The sequence below is a fragment of the Marinococcus sp. PL1-022 genome (assembly GCF_033845285.1).
Classification (GTDB): domain Bacteria; phylum Bacillota; class Bacilli; order Bacillales; family Marinococcaceae; genus Marinococcus.
In genome coordinates, this window is record NZ_JAWXCX010000001.1 from 1,570,114 (window position 1) to 1,594,037 (window position 23,924).

General features: G+C 49.6%; 18 protein-coding genes and 1 riboswitch. Of the genes, 4 read left to right on the forward strand and 14 right to left on the reverse strand.

Going from position 1 to position 23,924, the window contains the following annotated elements:
- Window position 1: 1 nt before the first annotated feature.
- The 6 genes from SIC45_RS07995 to SIC45_RS08020 form a co-directional block, all read right to left on the reverse strand.
- Entirely contained in the window at window positions 2-1,159 is a 1,158-nt protein-coding gene (locus tag SIC45_RS07995) for an exonuclease subunit SbcD (protein WP_319631757.1), read from the reverse strand.
- A 25-nt stretch (window positions 1,160-1,184) separates the two neighbouring features.
- Window positions 1,185-4,814, reverse strand: coding sequence for a helicase-exonuclease AddAB subunit AddA (addA, locus tag SIC45_RS08000; protein ID WP_319631758.1), 3,630 nt, complete (start codon window positions 4,812-4,814; stop codon window positions 1,185-1,187).
- A complete protein-coding gene (addB, locus tag SIC45_RS08005) occupies window positions 4,792-8,289 on the reverse strand; it encodes a helicase-exonuclease AddAB subunit AddB (RefSeq protein ID WP_319631759.1) in 3,498 nt (1,165 codons plus the stop codon). Before addB ends, addA begins: the two co-directional genes overlap by 23 nt.
- 145 nt (window positions 8,290-8,434) lie before the next feature.
- On the reverse strand, window positions 8,435-8,758 hold the full coding sequence (locus SIC45_RS08010; protein WP_298785819.1) for a hypothetical protein: 324 nt from the start codon (window positions 8,756-8,758) through the stop codon (window positions 8,435-8,437).
- A gap of 272 nt (window positions 8,759-9,030) precedes the next feature.
- Window positions 9,031-10,329: a 2-oxoglutarate dehydrogenase complex dihydrolipoyllysine-residue succinyltransferase gene (gene odhB / locus SIC45_RS08015; protein WP_319631760.1), complete on the reverse strand. Its 1,299-nt coding sequence runs from the start codon at window positions 10,327-10,329 to the stop codon at window positions 9,031-9,033.
- Between the two features lie 13 nt (window positions 10,330-10,342).
- Window positions 10,343-13,189: a 2-oxoglutarate dehydrogenase E1 component gene (locus SIC45_RS08020; protein WP_298785823.1), complete on the reverse strand. Its 2,847-nt coding sequence runs from the start codon at window positions 13,187-13,189 to the stop codon at window positions 10,343-10,345.
- Window positions 13,190-13,651: 462 nt separating this feature from the next.
- Here SIC45_RS08020 and SIC45_RS08025 point away from each other — a divergent pair, with 462 nt between their 5' ends.
- Window positions 13,652-14,431, forward strand: coding sequence for an HAD family hydrolase (locus SIC45_RS08025; RefSeq protein WP_319631761.1), 780 nt, complete (start codon window positions 13,652-13,654; stop codon window positions 14,429-14,431).
- Window positions 14,432-14,444: 13 nt separating this feature from the next.
- Here the strand turns inward: SIC45_RS08025 and SIC45_RS08030 are convergent, their stop codons facing one another.
- A complete protein-coding gene (locus SIC45_RS08030) occupies window positions 14,445-14,714 on the reverse strand; it encodes a hypothetical protein (protein WP_298785827.1) in 270 nt (89 codons plus the stop codon).
- Between the two features lie 129 nt (window positions 14,715-14,843).
- Here SIC45_RS08030 and SIC45_RS08035 point away from each other — a divergent pair, with 129 nt between their 5' ends.
- Window positions 14,844-16,181, forward strand: coding sequence for a YjiH family protein (locus SIC45_RS08035; protein ID WP_298785828.1), 1,338 nt, complete (start codon window positions 14,844-14,846; stop codon window positions 16,179-16,181).
- A 57-nt stretch (window positions 16,182-16,238) separates the two neighbouring features.
- Here SIC45_RS08035 and SIC45_RS08040 read toward each other — a convergent pair whose 3' ends face one another.
- The 4 genes from SIC45_RS08040 to SIC45_RS08055 all read right to left on the reverse strand — a co-directional run bounded on the left by SIC45_RS08040 (window position 16,239) and on the right by SIC45_RS08055 (window position 18,387).
- Window positions 16,239-16,559 carry a hypothetical protein gene (locus tag SIC45_RS08040; RefSeq protein ID WP_319631762.1) on the reverse strand — a complete coding sequence of 107 codons (321 nt, stop codon included), beginning with the start codon at window positions 16,557-16,559 and terminating at the stop codon, window positions 16,239-16,241.
- Between the two features lie 129 nt (window positions 16,560-16,688).
- Window positions 16,689-17,381 carry a hypothetical protein gene (locus tag SIC45_RS08045; RefSeq protein ID WP_319631763.1) on the reverse strand — a complete coding sequence of 231 codons (693 nt, stop codon included), beginning with the start codon at window positions 17,379-17,381 and terminating at the stop codon, window positions 16,689-16,691.
- 291 nt (window positions 17,382-17,672) lie between these two features.
- Window positions 17,673-18,062 carry a type II toxin-antitoxin system PemK/MazF family toxin gene (locus tag SIC45_RS08050; RefSeq protein ID WP_022792199.1) on the reverse strand — a complete coding sequence of 130 codons (390 nt, stop codon included), beginning with the start codon at window positions 18,060-18,062 and terminating at the stop codon, window positions 17,673-17,675.
- A gap of 58 nt (window positions 18,063-18,120) precedes the next feature.
- Window positions 18,121-18,387: a hypothetical protein gene (locus SIC45_RS08055; protein WP_298785835.1), complete on the reverse strand. Its 267-nt coding sequence runs from the start codon at window positions 18,385-18,387 to the stop codon at window positions 18,121-18,123.
- Between the two features lie 280 nt (window positions 18,388-18,667).
- Window positions 18,668-18,847: riboswitch (Lysine riboswitch) on the forward strand.
- A gap of 149 nt (window positions 18,848-18,996) precedes the next feature.
- Between SIC45_RS08055 and dapA the strand changes: the two genes are divergently transcribed.
- Window positions 18,997-19,884, forward strand: coding sequence for a 4-hydroxy-tetrahydrodipicolinate synthase (dapA, locus tag SIC45_RS08060; protein ID WP_298785836.1), 888 nt, complete (start codon window positions 18,997-18,999; stop codon window positions 19,882-19,884).
- A gap of 107 nt (window positions 19,885-19,991) precedes the next feature.
- On the forward strand, window positions 19,992-20,222 hold the full coding sequence (gene yidD / locus SIC45_RS08065) for a membrane protein insertion efficiency factor YidD (protein WP_298785838.1): 231 nt from the start codon (window positions 19,992-19,994) through the stop codon (window positions 20,220-20,222).
- Here yidD and SIC45_RS08070 read toward each other — a convergent pair.
- From SIC45_RS08070 to SIC45_RS08080, 3 genes are all read right to left on the reverse strand, one after another.
- On the reverse strand, window positions 20,219-21,160 hold the full coding sequence (locus tag SIC45_RS08070) for a DMT family transporter (RefSeq protein ID WP_319631764.1): 942 nt from the start codon (window positions 21,158-21,160) through the stop codon (window positions 20,219-20,221). The two genes, yidD and SIC45_RS08070, sit on opposite strands and share 4 nt — an antisense overlap.
- A gap of 21 nt (window positions 21,161-21,181) precedes the next feature.
- On the reverse strand, window positions 21,182-22,582 hold the full coding sequence (locus tag SIC45_RS08075) for a hypothetical protein (protein WP_319631765.1): 1,401 nt from the start codon (window positions 22,580-22,582) through the stop codon (window positions 21,182-21,184).
- A 107-nt stretch (window positions 22,583-22,689) separates the two neighbouring features.
- A complete protein-coding gene (locus SIC45_RS08080) occupies window positions 22,690-23,913 on the reverse strand; it encodes a M24 family metallopeptidase (protein WP_319631766.1) in 1,224 nt (407 codons plus the stop codon).
- Window positions 23,914-23,924 lie beyond the last annotated feature (11 nt).

The window sequence follows — 23,924 nt, forward strand, 5'->3', positions numbered from 1 at the left end:
TTTATCCGTCCTCTTGCTGAATAAGTTCTAAAAAGAGATTGGTCACCGACGGGTCAGGTACAGCTCCGCCGGACTGCTTTTCATAAAAGCGTTCAAACAGCTGATCAATGGGAATATGTTTTTTGCTCTCCACGGGTTCAAGCTCCTGCCGGGAATAGACCGGACGTATCGTCAGCAGGCCGGTATGCTTTGTCCGCAGGGCGTGAATGTCCTCAATGGACAGCTGGTTTTCCACGTACACATCCACCTCTACCCAGGCATTCCAGTCCCGCTGCTCCTCCACCCACTGCTGCAGCTCCGCGAGCCCATTTCTTGCTTTCCATATGCTGAGCGGCTTACCCGCTGTTAAAGGAATCGTAGAAATATGAACTTCTTTTTGGCTGTCATTTGTGTCAACAATCGTCACCGATTTCTGCTGCCCTGCTTCAGAAAAGCTGTAGGCAAGCGGAGATCCGGAGTACCTCGCCGGGCCGCCTGCTCCTCGTACATCCTGAGGCCGGTGCATGTGGCCCAGTGCCGTATAAACAGCGTGCTCCGGCAGGCTGTCGGCGGTGACAGTATAAGCTCCGCCTACTTCAATCGGGCGTTCGGAATCACTGGCGTCGCTGCCGGCAATAAACAGGTGGCTCATACCGACAAGCGTGTCTTCTGGCCGCCGGGAGGCTGCAAGCCGCTGAAAAATCTCCTGAACTTTTTGATTGTAGGCATCACGGAGATCTATTTCCGTTGCCTCCTGCATAAATGCCTGCTTCAGCCTTGATTCCGAAGGATACGGAAGCGTCTGCACATACAGCCGCTCTTCTGAAACCGGCACAATCACCGGGTCGATGCCCGGGTACCCACGCAAATGGATACCGTGCTTTTGCAGCAGTGTCCGCGAGGCCGCCAGCCGTTCCGGATGATCATGATTGCCGGCAATAACGATGACCGGCACCCGTCCGTTATTGCTCATCCGGGCCATGGCCTCATAAAACATCTCCTCAGCGGCGGCAGGCGGATTGACAGAATCAAACACATCTCCTGCCATCAGGACCGCATCAATATTTTCTTCTTCGATCATCTGGATGATTTCATCCAGGATGGCCTGCTGTTCTTCGAGACGCGAACGCCCTTCAAGCGTCCGCCCCAAGTGCCAGTCAGCGGTGTGCAATAAGCGCATAAACTATTGCCTCCTTTTCTTTCTCTTATCGGCCGTTCATTGGAATAGTCTGCATGCCGTCGAAGGCAAAAATGTAAGCTTCCGGTATAGCCGTGCCCCATATGCTCTCCAGGGACGCGCGGTATAAGTCCAGCTGGGTCTGGTAGCGTTCCCGCAAGAATTCCTGCTGCTGCTTTGGATTTCCTGGGAACCGGGACTGCACCCGGTCCGTTTTGTAATCAATCAGCACCCAGCGGCCATCCGCTTCCTGTATTACGAGGTCGGCAATTCCCTGAAGGAGCTGCCGGTTTTCAAGGTCGTCCCCGGTCACTCCTGCCGTAATAGGAACTTCCTTCTGAACTGTTTTGGCTGCCAGCACGCGCCGGCCCAATTCAGTTTCGAAAAAGGCAGTAACTGCAGCAGTATCAACGCTTGCCGCCTGGGCGCCGGTAATGTATTCATCGTCTGTCAGCCTGCGCAGCAGCCGCTCCACCCGCTCTTCATCCGGGATACCGGTAAAGGAGAGCTGTTCCATGACAATATGAAGAATGGTTCCTTTTTCTGCCGGGCTTACGGCTTCTTCCATCATAAATGACGGTCTACGTGCATAGGAGGAAGTAAAAGTAGCAGCATGCCGCTGTTCAGCCTGTGGATCTTCCGAGCGCCGTTTCCATTCACTTACCGAAATTTTGGCCGCATGACGGGTGTCTTCCTTATAGGGATAACGCCAGTACATACGGCGCCTGACTTCTTCGTCCCATTCCTCTCCTGCCGGCACCTCTTCTTTATCCTTTACCGCCTGCAGCCAATCCTGCGCTGGCGCCTCCTCCTGTCCTGATCCAATCTGCAGGGTCGAGGCCGGCACAATATGAACCCTCCAGGAGGAGTGATCCGCCACATTCTTTGAGGTCTGCTGCTCTAACGGGTCCACTTCAGCATGCTGCAGCAGGACGGGCATCAGCCAGTCAAATGCGTGCTGGGCTTCTAAGCGGTCGTGCAGTTCAAGCGTGCTTCCGGCCTGGGCACTTTTCTGCTCCCATTCTTCAAATTTCTTTTCTACCTTCTGCATCGAGCTTACGAGGATCAGCTGTTCTTCTGCTCTTGTAAACGCTACGTACAGCACACGCAGTTCTTCAGCAAGACCTTCCGTCTTCATCCGGTTTTTGATGGCTGCGTGCGGCAGTGTCGGCCAGCTGACGCGCTGCTTGGGATCGACATATTTCATGCCGATGCCAAGCTCTTTATGAAACAGAAGAGGCTGCCGCTGATCCTGCACGTTAAAGCCCTTCTGCAGTCCGGCAGCATAAACGATCGGAAATTCCAGCCCCTTGCTTTTATGAATGCTCATAAACCGGACGACATCTTCCTGTTCCCCAAGCGCCCGGGCGGTCCCCAGGTCTTCTTTTCGGTTTTTCATGCCTTCAATAAAACGAAGAAAGCGGAAAACGCCGCGAAACGACGTCGATTCATACACACGGGCACGGTCGTACAGGGCAAGAAGGTTCGCCCGTCGCTGTTTACCTCCGTGCAGCCCGGAGCAGAAATCCAGATAGCCCGTCTCTTCGAGCAGCGCCCATATAAATTCTGACAACGGCTCGTATTTGGACCGGCTGCGCCAGCCTTCCAGCTGTTCCAGAAACGCCTTGGCCTGTGGCTGCATGCTCGAGGAACCGGCGGCGGCCAGCTCTACACACTGATAAAAGGAAGCATTTTTGTCTTCCAGCCGCACCGCTGCGAGCATCTCTTCATCCCAGCCGACTATTGGTGACCGGAGCACGGAAGCGAGCGGAATGTCCTGCAGCGGATTATCAATAATCTGCAGCAGGGAAATCATGATTTGAATTTCCACAGCCTGAAAATACCCCCCGGACACTTCTGCGTAGACAGGGATACCGTACGCCTGCATTTCCTCCATCATTTCATTCACCCACGGCATCGAACGCATTAAAATCACGTGATCCCGGTAGACCGGCCGGCGCTTTTCGCCTGTCTCCTGATCGGTCACCCAGCCGTTCTGCATCGAATGGCTGACCGCCTGCGCGATCCACCGGGCCTCTGCCCGGGCGTTGGTCAGCTCCACTGCCTGCGGATCATTCTCTGCGACATCCTCCTGATCAATCACGGCCACTTCGGTTACCATGTCCCCGAGGTCCGGATACTGATCGTTGCCCCATTTCAGCTCTGCCTCCCTGTCATAGGCAATCCCTCCAAGGTCGTTATCCATCAGCTGGCGGAATAAGTAGTTGACGGCATCTAACACCTGCCTGCGGCTGCGGAAGTTTTTATCGAGCATAATTCGTTCGCCGTCATCGCTTTTTCCGTACCGCTGGAATTTCTCTAAAAACAGATCCGGCTCCGCCAGACGAAAACGGTAAATGCTCTGTTTGACATCTCCGACCATAAACAGGTTGTTACCGGAGGAGAGCTGAGTGACGATTTTTTCCTGCACAAAGTTGGTATCCTGATACTCGTCCACGAGCACCTCCTGGAAAAATCCACGGTAATGATCGGAAGATTCTTCAAAAGCCAGAATCTGCAGGCATGTATGCTCCAGGTCGGAAAAATCCATCATTGCCCGCTTTTGCTTCACCTCGTAGTACCGCTCGCTGAATGCCTGCACCAGCCGGCAAAGCTCCCGGACCGATGGATAGAGAGCCGCAATATCGCTCAGCGCATCCTCCTGATTTTCCGCCACCATTTCCTCCTGAAGCTTCTGAATGACCTTTTTGGCTCCGTCCCGGTTATTTCTTATCTGTTCCCGCCGCTCCGGTGCTGCGTCCGCCTCCTTTTTGCTGCCCAGCTTTTTAAAGGTGAACCCGGCAAGCGTCTGCTGCATGTCTTTCCATGTCGTGGCTTCCAGAGCCCTCCGGCACGTATCAAGCTCCTCCTGCAGAAGCTCTAGGTTTGCTTTTGGTCCGTCCGGCTGCCCGGCAGCTGCAATCGCATTTTCATACTTGAGGACAGCGCCGGCAAGAGAAGTCTTTGCCTGCTGCATCATTTCAAGCCCCCACGGAAGCTCTTCGATCGACCTGCTTCCGTCTGTATGGTACTGGTCAGCCACCTCCTGCAGCCAATCTGCCGGATCCGCGTGCGCCCGGGAATACTTAAACAGGCGCAGTACTGCTTCACGCAGCGAGTCGTCGCTCCGGTCCTTATTCAGCCGGTCGGCAAGCAGAACAAAATCGTCGTTGTTTTCTGCGGCGTAGTTTTCCTCGAGCAGCTCCTCAAGCAGTTCCTCCTGGATCATGGCTCCTTCATTCTGATCCATAATGCGAAACTGGGGGTCCACATCCACGAGGTAATAATACGTACGGATGACATTCATACAGAATGAGTGAAGCGTGGAGATGGAGGCCCGGTTTAACAGCGCCAGCTGCCTGCGGATATGCAGGTTGGAAGGGTCTGCCTTTAATTTTTCCTCGAGCGCTTTTCCTACCCTTGTTTTCATTTCTGCTGCGGCTGCGTTGGTAAACGTGACGATCAAAAGCCGGTCTACGTCCACAGGCTCTTCGGAGTGCGTAATTTTCCGGATGACCCGCTCCACGAGCACAGCGGTTTTTCCGCTTCCTGCGGCGGCAGAAACTAAAATATTTGAGCCTTCTGCCTGTATTGCCTCCCACTGGCTGTCCGTCCAGCGGGCGTCTGTCGGTTTTTCAGGAATGGTCCTCAGACTCATCGTTTTCCTCCTCCTGGAACAGCGTCTCCCATTTCATGCCCCCGCTCCGAAAGCTCCGGAATTCGTTGCCCGGAAACCCGCGGTCGAATTGGCATACAGAATGAAATTCACAGTAGTCACATGCTTTTTTTTGTTTCATTTGAAAAGGCTGAATGCTCGTATCGCCTGCTCTCAGCTGCTCACCGATATGGCGGATTTTTTCACGGATATGGCCGCGAAGACGTTCAAACTGTTCTTTTGACACGACCGGTGACTGTTTATTAAACCCTCCGCCTTTATTCAGACGCGCAGGTACAATAAACGAATCGGCGCGCGCCTCAAGCCGTTCATCCATCATTTTGGCAATGCCGGGATCGTCCGGCAGAATGCCTTTCATGCGGAACTGCTTCATCATCTCCTGCTCAATATCCTCTGGAGACCATGACCGCCCCGCCTGAATGATAGGATTGTGTACGTTGAAATACAGTACGCCGGCCGGATCTGCTTTCGTTCCGAGCCATTCTTCGGAAAAGGAGAGCACTACATCCAGATAGACGAGCATCTGCAGCGCCAGTCCGAAAAATACTTCTTCCGGACGCAGGTCTTTAGCACTGGACTTGTAATCAATCACCCGGAGCAGCACCCCGCTGTCCGAAACCGCCTGGTCAACGCGGTCAATTCTTCCCGCTACTTCCATCTGGGTGCCATCAGACAGTTCAAACAGGAGCGGCGGAATTTCCTCGCTCGGTCCAAAGCCTACTTCAAGCCCAATAGGCGAAAAGCGGCTGGATTTTGCCTGCTGGCTCAAAATCATCGAAGCCCGCTGCACGGTTTCTTCAAGCTTTTTTAATAAATACTGGTGTCTGGAATTGCTTAAAAGAATCTGGCGCTGAATGGCCGGAGCCAGTTCATGCACTGCTTCTTCGGCATAATCGCGGGCATTTTGCTCGGAAAGCTCCTCCCACGTCCGCCCGTCCCGGTACACCGATTTTGTTACATCCTTTAAAGCCGCGTGAAACAGCTGCCCGATATCCGGCGCTTCGAGCTTGTACAGCTGTCTCTCCTTCAGCTTCAACCCGTACGAAGCAAACTGCCGGAAAGCACAGGCTTCATACTGCTCCATCCGCGACACGCTCGTTTTCATTTTCCGCCCGTACAGCTCCCGGGTTGTTTCCCTTGACAGAGCTACTGCTTCATTACGGTAAAACAGGCTTTTCGTCAGTTTTTCCATACGGTTGTTTTTGACAAAAACATTGTACACGCTCCACCAGAGTTCAGCCACGTCCTCTCCCTGCCTGCAGCGTTCAAGTTCTCCAATCAAAAAGCTCATTGTTTTCATGGAGGCATTTACAAAATGCAGCTGCTCCTCTTTGCTGTAGACACCTGGTTCGTTTTGAATCAGCACCGGTGCCTGGTCCGGGAACATATCCAGGAGCTGCTGGATCACAATCGAGGGCTGAAGCCGCTTTCCTTCTTCATCCGCCATTGGGTAGCTGACAATCAGTCTGTCGGAGGGCAGACTCATCGTGCGATAAATGAGGAAGTTTTCATTCAGAAGCTTTGCCTCCCCGCTTTCTTCAAGCTCAATGCCCTGCTGCTCGAGCCAGGCCCGGTCTCCCTCCTGCAGCATACTGCTTTCTTCGAGGGCAGCCGGAAGGACACCTTCGTTTACGCCGAGCAGATACACCACTTTAATATCCAGCAGCCGTGAACGTTCCATATCAGCTGCAGTTACCTGGTCCAGGGAAGGAGGCACAATCGAAAAAGTCGCTTTCGTAAAGCCAGCTTCCATCATCTGTTGAAAAGTCTGCATGCCTGCCTTATCATCGCCGGCCACCTCTACCATCTGCTCTAGCAGGTCCACGATCATGTCCCAGATCTGCTCATGCTCTCTTGCCATCTCCAGACGGTTATGATGGAGGCAGTCATCGCGCATCATTTCAAGTTTTTCCGGTATCCGGAGCTCCTCTAAAAACGTAAATAATGCGCCCGCTTTTTCCCGTACAGTCCGTGCTTTTTTCAGTCTTGCCTGCAGCGAGAATAATGGAGCACTCAACCGCATTCGTGTCTGATGAATGTCTCTTTCGATCTCGTGGTTGTCTTTATGCTCCCACTCGTCCTCCACATTGGTGGCATGGTACCGGTAGACCCACTGTTCTTCGCTTTTCCAGTCTTTTTCTTTGACGTTTCGGGCGAGCACGTAGTTTTCCAGAAAGTCTACCTGTTTTCTCGCTTCCGTCCAGGACTCATGTACGTCAAACAGCATATCTGTTTTAAATGTCCGGAATACTGACTCGTATCTCCACCGTTCTGCAATGGTCTCAAGCGCTGACCGAATAAATTCCACTACCGGGTGATTCAGTACCGGGCGCGTTTCATCCACAAACACCGGAACCCGGTAATCCTGAAACACGGTTTCAATTATATGATTGTAGTCCCCCGGGTTTCTGGCGACGACAGCAATATCCTCATACCTGTAATTATGATCCCGGACAAGCGCCGCGATATCCCGCGCACATTCCTCCACCTCTGTACGGCGGTTGACCGCATTTTTAACTGTAACAGCACCTCCGCCCCGGCTTGTTTTATAGGAACGGTTTTCCATGAACCTCTCTAAATGCTGCAGCGCTTCGTGCTTATTTGTCGCTCCGCCGTTAAACCAGTACGGCTTCTCCACCGCTACGGCATGCTCCTCTGCCAGCCCGTTCAGCTGGTAATACGTTTTTGCTGTCTGTCTGAACATATCCGGAGCCGGATGTGTGTCTTCCTTATTTGTTAAATCGTCGAGCGTCAATGCCACCCGCACATCCTGCGAGTACTGAAGCAGCTGCCCGACCACTGAAAGCTCCTGCGGCGTGAACCTGTGGAAGCCATCAATATAAACGACTGCTTCTGCAAGGTATGCAGACGAGGCTACTTTTTCAGTCAGCCAGAACAGCTGCTCTTCACTTCCGATGTAGCGGTCACCAATGATCTTATCCATCTCTTCCCAAATGAGCAGAAGGTCCTGCAGCTTTGCGGTTAAAATGCGGTCAGCGCCGGTTGCTCCGCTGCTTTCCAGCTCTGTCGCCATATCGCGCATAGCCGTTTTGGATACGTTATGAGTTTTCCATTCTGTAATTACTTCATCGACCTGGTCAATGAAACCATCCGTATAGCTCGACGTTTCATACAGCCGAAAATGCTTACGCTGTTCACTGATCACTTTGCGGATCAGCATCTGTTTACCTGTTTTCTGAAGGGCGGTTTTGGCTGCTCCTCCCGTTTCCTGAAAAACCTTCCACGCAAGTCTCGGGAAGCTGTAAACCTGGGCCCTTGTCATCCCTTTTTCCGACAGGCGGACAAGCTGTTGTTCCACCTGGAAAGTCATTTGATCAGGGGTAATAACGATAACCGGAGGTCCGTTGGGATCACGGGTGATCATTTCATTGATCTCTTGGTACATGGCGGTGGACTTACCCATTCCGGAGCGTCCGAGATAAAATTGTAGGCTCATGAACATTCTCCTCTGCCGGCTTAAAAACCGGATCATATGTTTGGTTTTATTATATCAGATTTTTAATTTTTTGTTTAATACAGTATGTGAAATTAATTAATTTCCATACAAAAAACGCCCTGCTGCCAGGACGTTTTTTCACTTATTAGGAAACAGCGTTCGCTGTTTTTTGTGGTTTGCTGAATCGTTTTACTCCTGCGCAGTTGAGATGTTCGAACGGACCGAATCCATGGAGGAATAGGCGCAATTCTTTTTTCAGCTGCAGGCGTTCATGGACATACACCGAAATGTCTTCAAACTGGTAACGCGTATATGTGGCAGTTTCAGCAGGTGTGCCTACCTGTACTACTGTATCGACTGGGCCTTTGTCTTTTTTCTGATTCCAAAAATAAAATGGGTCCAGCGTAACTACGCCTCCATCTTTTCTAATACGCGCAGCTGTTTTTCGGTCCATTTTAATATTGCTCATACTATCCCTCCTTGGTATATCGTGTTCTCTCAACGATCACATAAATGATTATATCAATAGATAGAAACGGAACGCAAGCGTTAAACGAAGAAAAAATCATTTATTTTCATTTCATCTCTTTTTTTACGATAAAATGGCTGAAAATCAGAGATTATCGCGGAATATGAAAAAATATGAGTTTTCTTATCGTCAGCCCGGCACCAGTATAAGCCCTGCCTTTTTGTGTTTCTGCAAAGAAAAAACCCGCCGGGAAGCGGGCTTTTTTTCGTATATTACCCTTCAAGCAGAAGGTTTTCCGGATCTTCAAGCAGCTGTTTCAGCGTTACAAGAAAGCTTACTGCTTCTTTGCCATCTACGATGCGGTGATCATAGGAAAGGGCTGTATACATCATTGGACGGTTCTCCATCGTATCCTGGTCGATGGCCACCGGGCGCCACTGGATCGTGTGCATCCCGAGTATACCTACCTGCGGAGCGTTCAAAATCGGTGTCGAAAGCAGCGAACCGAAAACGCCTCCGTTCGTAATAGTGAAGGTCCCGCCCTGAAGATCTTTCAAGGTTAATTTATTATCGCGGGCTTTTAAGGAAAGGTCCATAATTTCCTGTTCAATTTCAGCAAACGTTTTACGGTCTGCATCCCGGACTACTGGTACTACGAGGCCATCATCAGTGGAAACAGCCATGCCGATATCATAGAACTGCTTTTTAATCACTTCTGTAGCCTGGATTTCCGCGTTCAGCAGCGGATATTTTTTCAACGCCGCGATAACACCCTTCGTAAAGAAGGACATAAATCCGAGGCGTACGTCGTGCTGTTCCTGGAACGTATCCTTCCGGCGCTTTCTCAGATCCATGATTGCTGACATGTCCACTTCGTTAAACGTGGTCAGCATCGCTGTTTCCTGCTGGACTTCCTTCAGCCGGCTCGCGATCGTCTGACGGCGGCGGGACATTTTGATGCGCTCAACCGGTTTGCCTTCGAATTCGTCTTTCTCGGTTTTTGCAGCAGGTTTTTCCGGCTGTTTTTCTTCTTTATTGCTGCTTCCTTTGACCTCATTATCCACATCTTCTTTGCGGACGCGGCCCTTTGGATCACTTCCGGACACTTCGTTCAAGTCAATGCCCTGCTCGCGGGCATATTTACGCACAGATGGAGAAGCAACAGGGCGGTCTGCCGGAGATTCTTCTTTCGATTCTTCTTCCGTGCTTTCTTTTGATTTATCTGCTGCCGGCTCTTTGGCAGCCTCCTGTTTTTCTTCCTGCTTTTCTTCGCTTTCCTTTTCAGGAGCCGCTTCCTCCGGGCTTTTCTCTTCTGAGCTTCCGCCGCCGGCTTCACCGTTTTCATCCACAACGGCAATTACTTCGCCGACCTCTACGTTGTCTCCCTCTTCTTTTAACAGTTCCTGGAGGACACCAGTTTTTTCCGACGGGATTTCCACATTCACTTTGTCAGTTTCAAGCTCAGCGATGTTTTCTCCCTGTTCGACTTTGTCCCCTGGTTTTTTTAACCATTCTGCGATTGTTCCCTCTGTAACGGATTCGCCTAGTTCTGGTACTTTGATCTCTGCCATGACTGCGTCCTCCTTATTCGTTTCCTTTTAGGGCTTCCTGGATGATGCGGTTCTGTTCTTTTTTATGGATTGTAGGGTCGCCTTCTGCCGGACTTGACCTTCTGCGGCGCCCGATGTAATCCACCGATGCTCCTTTTGGAGCCAGGTTATGCAGGAGCGGGTACATATAATACCATGCGCCCATGTTCTTCGGCTCTTCCTGGACCCATTGGATCGATTTTACGTTTGGATACGCTTCTAAGATGTCACGAATTTCTTCTTCCGGAAACGGATAGAGCTCTTCAATCCGGACAATATGGATATCACTCGGTACTTCACCGTCGGCCAGTGCTTCATGCAGGTCGATCGTCATTTTTCCAGTACCTACGAGCAGGCGTTTTACTTTCTTTTTGTCTTTGCCCGTCAGCGGATCCTCCACTACGGATTGGAAAGCACCTTCACCGAAGGCTTCCGGTTCGCTCGCTACGGTCTGATTACGCAGCAGGCTTTTTGGTGTCATGAGTACAAGCGGACGCATTTCGTCTTTTCCGAGAAATTCCGCCTGGCGCCGGAGCAGATGAAAGTATTGTGCTGAACTTGAAAGGTAAGCGACATTCCAGTTGTTTTCTGCCGAGAGTGTCAGGAAACGTTCGAGTCTTGCACTCGAGTGCTCCGGTCCCTGTCCTTCGTAGCCGTGCGGGAGCAGAAAGACCATACCGGACTTTTGTCCCCATTTGGCGCGGCCCGCAGATACAAATTGATCAAATATCACCTGCGCAGCGTTACCGAAATCACCAAACTGGGCTTCCCAGAGTGTCAGCGTTTCCGGGGCCTGCACATTGTAACCATATTCAAAACCTACAATACCGTTTTCGGAGAGCGGACTGTTGTATAGTGCAAAGGCTGCATTTGCTTTCGAGAACGCATGCATAGGGGAGTACATATCACCGTTTTTATGGTCGTGGAGCACCAGATGTCTCTGCGCGAACGTACCGCGCTGGGAATCCTGACCAGTTAAACGCACCGGTGTCCCATCCGCCAGAATCGTTGCGAAAGCCAGCGCTTCGGCATGGCCCCAGTCCACTTTGCCGCCTTCTTCCATAGCCGGACCGCGGCGCTCAAGAATTTTTCTTAATTTCGGAAAGACGTTAAAGTTTTCCGGCCAGGTAATAAGCTCCTGGTTAATTTCTTTCAGTTCATTTAAGTCATAGCCGGTCTCAACTTTAGGAAGACGTTTTTCCACTTCTTCCGGAACAGGTCCAAGCTCGGTTTCCGCTTCTTTATCCTCTGCTACTTTATTGTATTGGTCCCGCAGATGATTCAGCGTATCCTCTTTCAGCTGATCAGTTTCTGATTTGTCCCAGAAGCCGATTTCATCCAGATGGTCCGCATAATGCTCCCTAACAGTCGGATGCTCCCTGATCAATCCGTATAAGTAAGGCTGGGTTGCCGCCGGTTCGTCCGTTTCGTTATGGCCATAACGGCGGTAGCCAATCAAGTCAATCAGGAAGTCTTTGTTAAATTTATTTCTGTATTCGTAAGCCAGCTGTACGGCCGCAAGACAGGCCTCCGGTTCATCCGCATTCACGTGAATAACCGGGATTTCGTATCCCTTGGCCGGGTCGCTCGAATAGGTGGTACTTCTTGCTTCATCCGTGTCGGTTGTAAAACCGAGCTGGTTATTGGCAATAATATGCACGGTGCCGCCAGTCTGATACCCTTTCAGCCGGCTCATGTTCAGGGTTTCTGTTACGACGCCCTCGCCGGGAAAAGCCGCATCCCCGTGCACTAAAATAGCCATGGCCTTAGAGCCGTCCTGCTGCGGAAAGCCCGGTTCGCTGCAGTCATCCTGGGCTGCCCGCGTATAGCCTTCCACAACCGGATTGACGTATTCCAGGTGACTCGGATTGTTGGCCAGGGAAATACGGGACTCAAACGATTCCTGATTAATGTTTTTATCTGCCCCCAGGTGATACTTTACATCTCCTGTCCAGCCGTAATTAATCCCGACAGAGCCTTCCGAAGGCACGAGATCTTTGTTTGGAGAGTGCTGAAACTCAGAGAAGATCAGGTCGTAAGGCTTCCCGATAACTTTAGCCAGGACACTCAAACGACCCCGGTGGGCCATGCCGATCATAATGTTTCTTGCCCCGTCCTGCATCGCACTGTGGGTGAGCTCTTCCATGATAGGAGCAAGAATGTCAATTCCTTCTATAGAAAAACGTTTCTGGCCGACAAACGTTTTCTGCAGAAACTGCTCAAATGCTTCTACTTCCGTAAGGCTTTTCAACAGAGCTTTGCGTTTATCCTCCGACACATCGCTGTAAATTTCGCCTGCCTCCACCTTGCGGTTGAGCCAGCGGTGTTCCTCCACGTCATGAACGTGGTCGAATTCAAAAGCGATGGTTTTAGTATACATCTGCTTTAAATGCTCGATTGCTTCGAGCCCGTCTGACACTGATTCCGGCGCATCCGGACATAGGATTTCCTTTGGTATGGTCCGAAGATCTTCTTCACTTAACCCATATTCTTCTATGCGAAGAAATGAGGTTTCCCCGTTTGGTTCCTGAAGCGGGTTGATGTCTGCAGACAGATGGCCGTGAATGCGGATGTTTTCAGCAAGTTTGACTGCATCCGCGATCTTTTCCATATTTAGTCCGGCACCGACTGCCTGGTCTTTATCCTCCACAGCAGGAGCATAGCTGACTGCTGCTTCCCCATTTGAAGACGGAGGTCCGTACTGGTCGAACCAGCTTTTGATCTCCGGCTCCACGGCGTCAGGATCTTCTTTGTACACGTCGTATTGCTCCCACATATAACCCAGATTGGGACCATAAAATTCCTGCCAGGCTTCTTCAGCCCTGGATTGATGCTTACTCATCGAGTGATACCCCCAGCTTATGTGATCAATAAGTTTTCTAAACTATCATATTAGTCGTTTAATATCTATGAAGGTGAACCATTTGGAATGGAGTCTCCACCATCACTTCCCTTCTTCGACTCAACCAATTCTTCGAGAACATGCCTTATCATAAATCAGACATATTTTAACATGCTTAGAGCAGGTGCTCAAAACCTTACACAGCCAAGTATACGAAAATATGTATGTTCCTCGCTGCAGGAAGCCGGAAATCCGCCTGATTTCTGTTTTCCGGCATCTTTAAAGCGGCATTTCTTATGAAGCGTTCTCACACACCTACATTGTACACTAATTCTTTTCACTTGACAGTCCCTAAACTGAATTATTTGCTTTTCCGGGCGGATCGGCATATTTCTTTTTCTTAAATATTAATCGCTGTGCTATGATTTATACATACTTTTTCACTTTCACAGGGGGATTTTCATGAAAACACTTATTTTTGATTTAGACGACACCCTGCTCTGGGATAAAAAAAGCATCACTGAAGCGCTGCGGGCCACGGCCTTCGATGCTGAAATACGTACTGGTGTAAAGGCACACCTGCTCATGGAAACCGTGAAGCGGACGGCCCCCGAGTTGTATAAAAAACTCTCTGTATATGATTTCACTAAAACGATAGGCATTAACGCATTCGAAGGCCTCTGGGGAAACTTTGACGATATTGAACACCGGCGCTTCCAGGAAATGAGCCGGCTTATTTCCTCCTACCAAAAAGAAACCTGGACACGTGCGCTTGCAGCCCATGGCGTTCACCAGCCGGAAGCAGGGGAATGGCTGAAAGACCGTTTTATTATGCATCGGCGTCATCTTCCATACGTATACGCTGATACGTTTGAAGTCCTTCACACACTAAAGAACAATTACCAGCTGCTGATGCTCACAAACGGCTCTCCAAGTCTGCAGCGGCTGAAGCTGTCACTCACCCCGGCCCTTGTACCTTTTTTTGACCATATTATTATCAGTGGCGAATTCGGTGTGGGCAAACCTGATCCTTCCATCTTTACTCATGCGCTGCATCTCGCAGGCGCCGCTCCTGAAGATACGCTGATGGTCGGCGACAACATGAACACCGATATTGCCGGGGCAAAAAATACCGGGATCAACAGCGCCTGGATTAACCATGATGGGAGCGTCCCGGCCCATGAATTCCGGGCAGAGCATGAACTGACAGCCCTCGGGGATCTGCTGCACCTGCTTCGCTGAACAGGCTTCCGGTTCACAAAAACGGACGGAGTTTTTTGACATAGCGCTTCACGCGGAACAGCACCTCGCGCTGAAGCGAAGGACGGGGGATCTGGGAAGCAACTGCTTTCACGTCAGGATAGACTCCGTAAGCGTGGTAGGCTACCGGAATGACAGCTTCAAATAAAATATCGCCCTTTTCACGGTGTATTACTTCAGTTCTCACCTCCGCTATATGCGTCTGGAGTTCGTCCTCCGGCTCCTTTAAATAAACAGATTCAACATCAAAGATATATTGCGGCATGCCTTGATCGTGGCTCCTTTCCCTTGAGACGAATAAAAATGTTCTTTGCAAATGGCGGGTTTCGTGTTAATTTAGTACAATGTTTGTAGTAATTATACATAAAATTGTATGAATATCGAGGTGAAGAAAATGAGTTCCACCCCATCCACCAGGGCCTCGAGCGCCCTAAAATTTATTATTCCTTCATTGATTGGGATCTTTTTATTCATGGTACCTATCTCTACTGACGACGGCTTAACCGTTCCGGTGGCTCTTCTTGCCGGATGGCTCGAAGGCTTACTGAGCGGTATACTGCCTGCAATGGGCGTTATTTTTATCGGCATCTCCGTCGCCGGCGCCATTATTGCCCGGTTCCGACCGTTTTCCTCCGGCATTGCCGTGTCGTTGTTTCATGTGACTAACGGCTGGCTGCTCATTCGGATTTTAGGCTTTATTTTTGCCTTCTTAACTCTTTTTCAAATCGGGCCAGCCTGGCTTGTCGGGGACGCCACCGGTGGTCTTTTGCTCTATTCCCTGATTCTCCTCTTAATTACCGTCTTCTTTTTTGCCGGTTATTTTCTCCCGTTTCTGCTTAATTTCGGTCTGCTTGAATTTTTCGGTTCAATCCTGACGATTTTAATGCGCCCATTATTTACCCTTCCGGGACGCTCATCGATTGACGGTCTTGCTTCATGGCTGGGGGACGGCACAATTGGGGTGCTTTTGACGAGCCAGCAGTATGAAAGCGGCCACTACACGCAGCGCGAAGCCGCTGTTATCAGTACGACGTTTTCGGTAGTCAGTATCACATTCACTATCACGATCCTCGGGGAGCTCGATCTGCTTGCCTATACGCTGCCTTATTACCTCACCATCGTAGCAGCCGGTGTGGTGTGCGCCCTCATTATGCCGCGGATTCCTCCGCTGTCGCGGAAGAAAAACGAGTATTACAACCAGCAGCCGGCAGAGGAAATCGCCAATGGACATACTGGCAAAAACCCAGTTTCCTCCGGGTGGGAAAAAGCACTCGATAAAGCTTCCCGCACTCATTGGTCTTCCGTCCTAATCAGCGGCACAAAAAACGTACTTGATATGTGGATCAGCGTCATACCAATCGTCATGGGCCTTGGCACCATCGCTGTGGTTATTGCAGAATTCACTCCGCTTTTTGCCTGGCTCGGCGCTCCGTTTGTTCCGCTCCTGCAGCTGATGCAGGTGCCGGAGGCTGTAGCAGCCAGCGAAACGATGCTTATCGGCTTTGCCGACATGTTCCTGCCGGCGATTCTTGGTACGGATATTGAAAGCGAAATGACACGCTTCATTATCGGAGCCCTCTCGGTTAGTCAGCTCATTTATATGTCCGAAGTCGGCGGCCTGCTGCTTGGGAGCAAGCTTCCTGTCCGTTTTACCGACCTGGTGCTGATCTTTCTGGAGAGAACCATCATTTCACTTCCGGTCATTGTTTTAATCGCTCATTTTATCTTTTAACAAAAAGAAGACGCATAAAAGAAATCATAAAAAGCCGGCGGGGTCCGCCGGCTTTCTTTATGCTTCTGTACGCTGTTTTCCGTACCAGTCATCAAGCACTTTTGCATCGAGTATTTTGCTTTCAATAAATTTCTGCTGTTTCGTTTTAAATTCTTTCTGCCAGTCGATATTTAGTTCCTCAGCAAGCTCCACAGTAGTGAGCAGCTCCTGCCAGGCTACGTACCGTTTATACCAGAAAAACTGCGGCTGTTCATTCATATAAGGGTATAAGTCGTCAAAAGCTGTGTGTTTACAGTCAATGGTGCGCTCAAATTGAGTTTTGGCTTCCTGCAATTTGCCGGCAAAAAACGTGCTGAGATTCGTTTTGTTTTGACTCATCAGCTCTCCATCCCTTCTGTATATTTACCTACATTCTGCCACAGAAACGCCTGATCGAAAAGAATTATGTTTTCCCTGAATTTTCAGAGCAATAAAAAACGCTGCGTTTGGCAGCGTTTTGTTCGTCGATTAACCAATCCGGTCAAGGCGGCGCTCCATCCGTTCAAGCTGATGGTCGCCCGCTCTCTTTTTATTCGAGGATTTAATTATTTTTTTCAGCTTTTTCTTTGTCGTTCCTGCCGGAAGAAGACCTTCACTGATCAGAAACTTGTAAAAGAAGTCGAGACGCCCCGTTTCGAGCTGATAAGCACGCGGCACCTGCTGCAGGTACGAAGTGACCGCATCTGACAAGGAATCGTTGTGAGCATCCAATTCGCTGTAACGTTCTTTATACATGCGGTAATTGTTTTCACTGAGGCGGTTCATAAGCGTCAGCAGAAAACGTTCTTCATTTCCCTGAAGCTGAAAGCCTTTCTTTTCAATCAAACGGAGAAACACCGCAAGATCCGTGTTGTAAAAGTCGAGCGCAAGCTTCATTTCACTTGTGACAGAAAGCGTCAGTGAATACTTTCCCTGCGCCCGGGCAAGCAGCCGGTTGTAAAGCGCCCGGTTCACACGGTCATTTAACAGAAACGACGGATGGATCGTATACAAATATTTTTCAATATCTTTATTGAGAAGTTCATCAGTCCAATCATCGTTTTCACGCCTCTGTCTCATCTGTAACTGCAGATCCGTATTATAACCCTGAATCCGTTCTTCTGTTTGACGGGCGAGCTGATCGCGCTTGTCCATCCATTTTTGCTTCATTGCTTTAAGCATATGAAAGCCTCCCTTCCTTATCCTCTCTCTTATAGACTGGTTGATCCAGCCCTCTCTTTATTTCCTAGAGCAGTGTATCACATCACAACTTAAAATAAAATAGAGCATTTAAAAGTTTTTCGTATGAATTTACATCTTTGCGCTACTGAGTGCTTTTATTAGACTCACAGAACGATATATCGCGTTTTAAAGGCACTCACTTCTTTTTTTGCAGCAAAAAACCTTCCCGGTTTGGGAAGGCTTTAGGTATTCATATGCCGGCGGGGGCCCGCAGTCGTTATGTATGATGGACTAATTGAACTCATGAAGGCCGAGGCTTATTTCCAAACCTTTACGCACCTGCTCCATGGTTTCATCATCGAGGTGGGTAATCTTATCGGTTAACCGCTGCTTATCAATAGTACGAAGCTGCTCAAGCAGGATAACGCTGTCACGGTCAAATCGATGCTTGGCGGCATCAATTTCCACGTGTGTCGGCATTTTTGCCTTTTTAATCTGTGCCGTAATAGCAGCCACAATCACTGTGGGACTGAAGCGGTTACCAATATTATTTTGAATAATAAGTACGGGGCGGACGCCTCCCTGCTCTGACCCGACTACCGGAGACAGGTCCGCAAAAAATACGTCCCCCCGTTTAACTACTTTTTTATGATGCTGATTGTTTTGTTTCGAATCACTCAAACCACCCATTCACCTCCTTTTCCGGTTGCGCGCTTATGCTGCCGGACAGGATGAACAGCTAGTCTTGTTCGTTCAGCCGCCGTTCTGTCGTCTGTGTAGATTCTGTTTCAGCATATTCAAATTCAGCGCATATTTCAGCATTTAGTGCAGCCATTTCTGCATATCCGTTCTTCAATTGTTCCTGCATGTCTGTGGATTTTTGTTTTTCAATCTGATCTTTTAATACCTGATGAAAAAAAGAATCCTTTTCTGACTGGGACAGATGTTCGATTTCCGTATAGAGTTCTTCTGGAAGTTCTAGAGCGATCTGCTGAAGCTGCGACATACGTAATTGGCCCCCTAATGTTCTGTTTTCCCTCTCTCATTATATAAGAAAGGTTCCCTAAAATGAAATGTGTTTTTAAAATTTTTTTGTCAGCCTCGTCCTTTCTCCGCCCAAACAGCGGTGGTGAAGGGAAATGCAGGCGATATTTAATTATGTTTATTCACGCCAAAATCAGGCAATACGTAATTTATAATTGATTTTCAGCCGTACTATTGTCTTTCGGAGCGTTATCTGCTATGGTGTAGTTAATTAATTTCATATCCTGCTTCTTTATTTGAGAAGTGAGGTTAGAGGCTGCGAAAACTATTAGTACGCTTTAGGAAGAGAATGAGCTCTGGTGATTAAAGCGGAAAGGGGTTTTTGCCGAAGCTGCGGACGACTCAATCGTTCAACGCTGGTCTCGTATTGAATAAATGCGGGACTGTCATACAGATTTTCTGTATGGAGGGCTATCTCACGCACGTGCGGTTCTGCTTAACAGCTGAAGCGTTCCTGCAACGATGGGCTCTTTCCATGGTTGCTTTTTTCGTGTCCGGACGGAGACGAAGACGTGAAACCGCAAGCCCTCTCTTTTTAGGCAAGACTATACTTTTAAGAGGGTGAGTAAACATGAATTTTGGCAGACTGAGTACAGCGATGGTGACTCCATTCGATGAACACGGAGATATAGATTACACTGCATTAACCAGACTCATTAATCATTTGATCAGCACAGGAACAGAAAGCATCGTGGTTGCAGGGACAACCGGCGAGTCTCCAACGCTTTCCCATGAGGAAAAAATTTCATTGTTCCGTCACACTGTACAGACTGTAAACGGCCGGGTGCCGGTCATTGCAGGCACAGGCTCCAACGATACAAGGGCTTCACTCGCCTTGTCCCTCGAAGCGGAAAAAACCGGCATTGATGCCGTTATGCTCGTTACTCCGTACTATAATAAACCTTCCCAGGAAGGGATGTACCAGCACTTCCGTACAATTGCTGAAGGAATTAACACTCCGGTGATGCTTTATAATATTCCGGGGCGGAGTGCAGCCGGCATGACGCCGGAAACCATTGTACGACTGTCCCATGTCAGAAACATCTGCTCCATTAAAGAAGCGAGCGGTGATCTCGAAGCTGCGGCCTATATCCTGCAGCATGCACCGCAGGACTTTACTTTATACAGCGGTGATGACAGCCTGACGCTTCCACTTCTGTCTGTTGGAGCTACCGGCGTCGTTTCTGTGTCTGCCCATGTGGCCGGAGAGAGCATGCAGGACATGATTCAAAGCTTCTTTAACGGACAGCCGGTCTATGCCGCTTCCCGGCACCGTGATCTGCTTCCGCTGATGAAATCGATGTTTGCGGCTCCTAGTCCGACTCCTGTCAAAGCTGCGCTTGAGATGCGCGGTATCATTTCCGGCGACGTCCGCCTCCCGATGGTACGTTTAAACGCAGAAGAAGAAGCGCTTCTCCGTCAGGTCGTTGAACCGGCAGCCTCCTTCTACGTCGGCTGATACAAATTTACGGTTTTAAACCCCGCTCATTCAGGCGGGGTTTTTCAGTTATGTGCTTATTTATGCTACGCTTTAAGTGTAAAAAAAGTCGCTAGGAGTGCGTATATATGAAAACATTAATAGTGGCGCTGATCCGGCTGTATCAACGTTACATTTCCCGGTTCACACCTCCCTCCTGCCGGTTCTATCCCACCTGTTCCCAGTACAGTATTACCGCCTTTGAGCGTTTCGGCTTTTGGAAAGGGTCCTTTTTAACGGTCAAGCGCATTGTCAAATGCCATCCCTTCCATCCGGGCGGTTTTGACGAGGTTCCGGATAAAAAAACAGACATCCGCTAAGCATGGCGTTTAGCGGATGTCTGTTTACGTTTTTTTAACAGCAGCTGTTCCACCCAGCCGGTGCCAAGCAGCACTCCGGCCACAATAAATACAAATCCTCCAAGCTGGGCCGGTGATACGTTTTCTCCGAGAATAAGCGCTGAGCTTAACAGACCGAAAAACGGTACAAAGTTGTTAAATATGGCTGTTTTCCCCGGTCCGATTTTAGAGATCGAGGCGTTATATAAAATCTGTCCGAGACCGGTGGCAAAAATCCCGGAAAGTAAAAACACGAGCCATACCCAGCCTGGAGCCGTTATATACGACTCCCACCCGGACGGAGAAAGCACGAAGCTGACTACGAACAAACCAACAGAGCCAAGCATCAGTGTGTAAATCGTTAATACTCTTGGGGCCACCAGCTCAGAGGCTTTTTTAATGAACAAAAAGCTGACGGCCTGGGCAGTCATTGCCGCAAAGATAAAAGCGTCTCCCCTCGCGGCGCCCTGTACCGCTCCCCCGCCTTCTCCGGTGACATTAATAAGTACTGCTCCTGCAAATCCGGCAAATACCCCGAGCCAGCGAAGCTTCGTAAAGGCATCCCCCAAAAACAGCATGGACAGGAGCGCTGTCGTAATAGGAAGAAGCGCAAGGATGAGCGAGCTTTTCACAGCGGTTGTTTCACTCAATCCTATAGCTAAAAACGTATGATGACCGGTCATGCCAAACACCGCGGCCAGCAGTATATACATAAAAGCAGCCTGGGGTACCCGTTCATGTTCTTTGCGCAGAAACACAAACAAGGCGACAGACAGACCGGCAAGCAAAATCCGGGCTGCCTGCATATAAACCGGGCTTATTTCAGCCACCAGCACCTTCAATGCCACGACATTCAGCCCCCACATCAGCATCACAAGCATGACTGATCCATATAATTTTCCAGCTTCAAGTGGACGCATGCTGCATTCTCTCCTTCATTTTTACATTACTGTTTCTCCGAGTATAAATAACACAAGGCTCAGCACGACGGCTGCGCTTAGAATAAATGCTGTATTTTTCCTGATGACCTCAATGGTGGTCGTCCCCATCAAATGGGCTGTCATAAGTATTGCTCCTGTAAACGGAGACACCTGGACGCCGAGCATCCAGGACATGAGCAGCAGCACAGCCATAAATGGAGCCCCCACCCCGAAAATTTCCGGCGAAAGGGCCCCTCCGAGGCCAGTGACAATGATAACGGGATGAATACCCACAGCAGATAGTCCCATTACGATAGCAACCACCCAGGCAATCAGCAGAATCATATAGCCCTGGGACAGAAAGCTGATGGCTTCAGAAAGCCACACCCCGGCATCACTGCTCCGAAGCGCAACACTGAAAAATCCGGCCGTCACAAAAATACCAATTTCGTTGTACAGTCGTTCAAACGAACCGCCTACGTGTTTCCACGTTGACTGTGCAAACGAGGCGGCCTGTTTTCGTGCAATGGCCCACACCCACGGATACAAAAGAGCAAGCACAGAAACAATCGTCAGCATATTGTAGGGCAGCAGCGCTTCAAGCAAAAAAGAAGCAGCAAGCAAAATACCTAAAAAGAGTATAAACGTGCGCATCGAAGAGACGGGCGGATTAGCTTCTTTTTCCTTCTCCGGAACCGTCCAGCTGTCATCGGCGAACGCCGACGAACGGAAAAATACAACGACCAGACCCGTTAATACCGCAGCCATCACGATCCCGTACGGACCAACCTCTCCCCAGCTCAAATCATAGATGCTTAAAATCAGGGCCATGTTTACAAAGTACGGCGACCAGAGCATGCACGAGCCAAATCCTCTGAGCACCGTTAACGCCATTCTTTTTTGTTCAAACGGCGGAAAGCTTTCCTTGGCTATGCCGTACACAAGCGGCATAGAGCCGAGATTAAGAATAGCACCGATGCTTGCCGTCACTCCGTAGCCAAGCCGATGCGGCGGCACTCCCCTTTTATCGTTTTGACGTTCAAGATACTGCTGAAACGCATGCAGATGTCCGGCTTCTGACATGTACGTCCCAATCAGCGGTACCGTCAAAAAGAGGGCCAGCAGCGGCAGATTTTCCCCGAAGCTTGTCCATACTGTCTGCCAGGAGACCCCGTAGGTCCAGAACAGAGCAATACCGACAGCGATCAGCACGTAAACCACCCGCCGGTTCAGGGGCGGCATCACAGGCATTGATGCCACAAGCAGCACACCGGCAATCAGGCTGTACGCGTATTCGACAAATGGAACGCTTAAAAGCACTTCTAAAAAATAGCAAAATACAGCCGCAAAAGCAGCAGCTCCAAGTGTTGGTTTTATGTAGGCCTGCCGGTTCATGATCATTCCTCTTTTTCGTCCAGTCATCATTGCAAACACCTTTATGCTATCACTATCCGGAAAAAATAGCCAATACCTGCATTCCCATCCATAAAAAAGCGGACTTCCAAAAAAAGAAGTCCGCTGCCTGTTTCTTATTTGTAATGGGCGTTCATCCGGTTTTCCGCAAAGGCGTCACCGAGCACCCCGGGTTCTTTGATATACATATCCCTTGGCACATGGCTGAGCAGTTCACATCCGTTTTCCGTGATGCGGATCGATTCGGTAATTTCCACACCGTGATCATCGAGCCAGATGCCAGGCATCAGGTGAAACGTCATATTCGGCTGCAAAATAGTGTGATCGCCCTTCCGGAAGCTGACTGTATGCTCGCCCCAGTCCGGCGGATAGCTGAGCCCGATGGAGTAGCCAAGACGGGATTCCTTAAAATACCCGCGTCTTGCGATTGTCCGACTCCACACACTTTCCACCTCTTCAGCTGTCATCCCAGGCTTAATTGCATCCATCGTCGTTTCGATGCCTTCAACGACCGTTTCCGACAGATCATACATTTTTTCAGGGGCCTGGCCGATCGCCATCGTTCTTGCCATCGGAGTGTGATAGCGCATATACGCTCCGGCAATTTCGATCGTCAAAAAGTCCCCGTAGTTATATCTGCGATCCGTCCATGTCAAATGCGGAGTGGCTGTGTTTTCGTTTGCGGGAATCATCGGCACAATCGAAGTATAATCGCCGCCAAATTCCTTTGTCCCGAGAATCTGGGCATTGGTGATAGCCGCAGCCACTTCATTTTCACGAACGCCGACATCCACCGTATCAAAGCCAGCCTGCATGGCATTTTCCAGTATCCGGCCAGCGCGGTACATGCATTCGATTTCCGCTTCCGATTTTATCAGGCGGACCCAGTTAACGAGTGTGCTGAAATTACGGAATTCGGCATTCGGGAGACCAGCCTGGATTCGTTCGTAGCACATCGCGGTAAAATAAAATGCATCCATCTCCAGTCCGATTTTCCGGTTGCCCTGGCCTATTTCGGTCAGGATGTTTGCTGCAAAATCCATCGGGTGCTTGATTGTCGACTGCACAAATTCATCAGGGTACGGAATGATATGGTCGTCGTCGAGCCAGGTGGTGACCGCGGCACTGTGGGCATCCATTTCTCTCCCGATCCATAACGGCTGATCCTCATCAATCATCACAATCACCATTTGATGCACATAAAATGACCATGCATTATATCCTGTTAAATAATACATATTGGATGGATTGGAGACCAATAGCACTTCAATACCATATTCCATCATTTTCATTTTTGTCTGATTCATCCTCATCAGGTACTCATCTTTTTCAAATAACATGAGCTGATCCC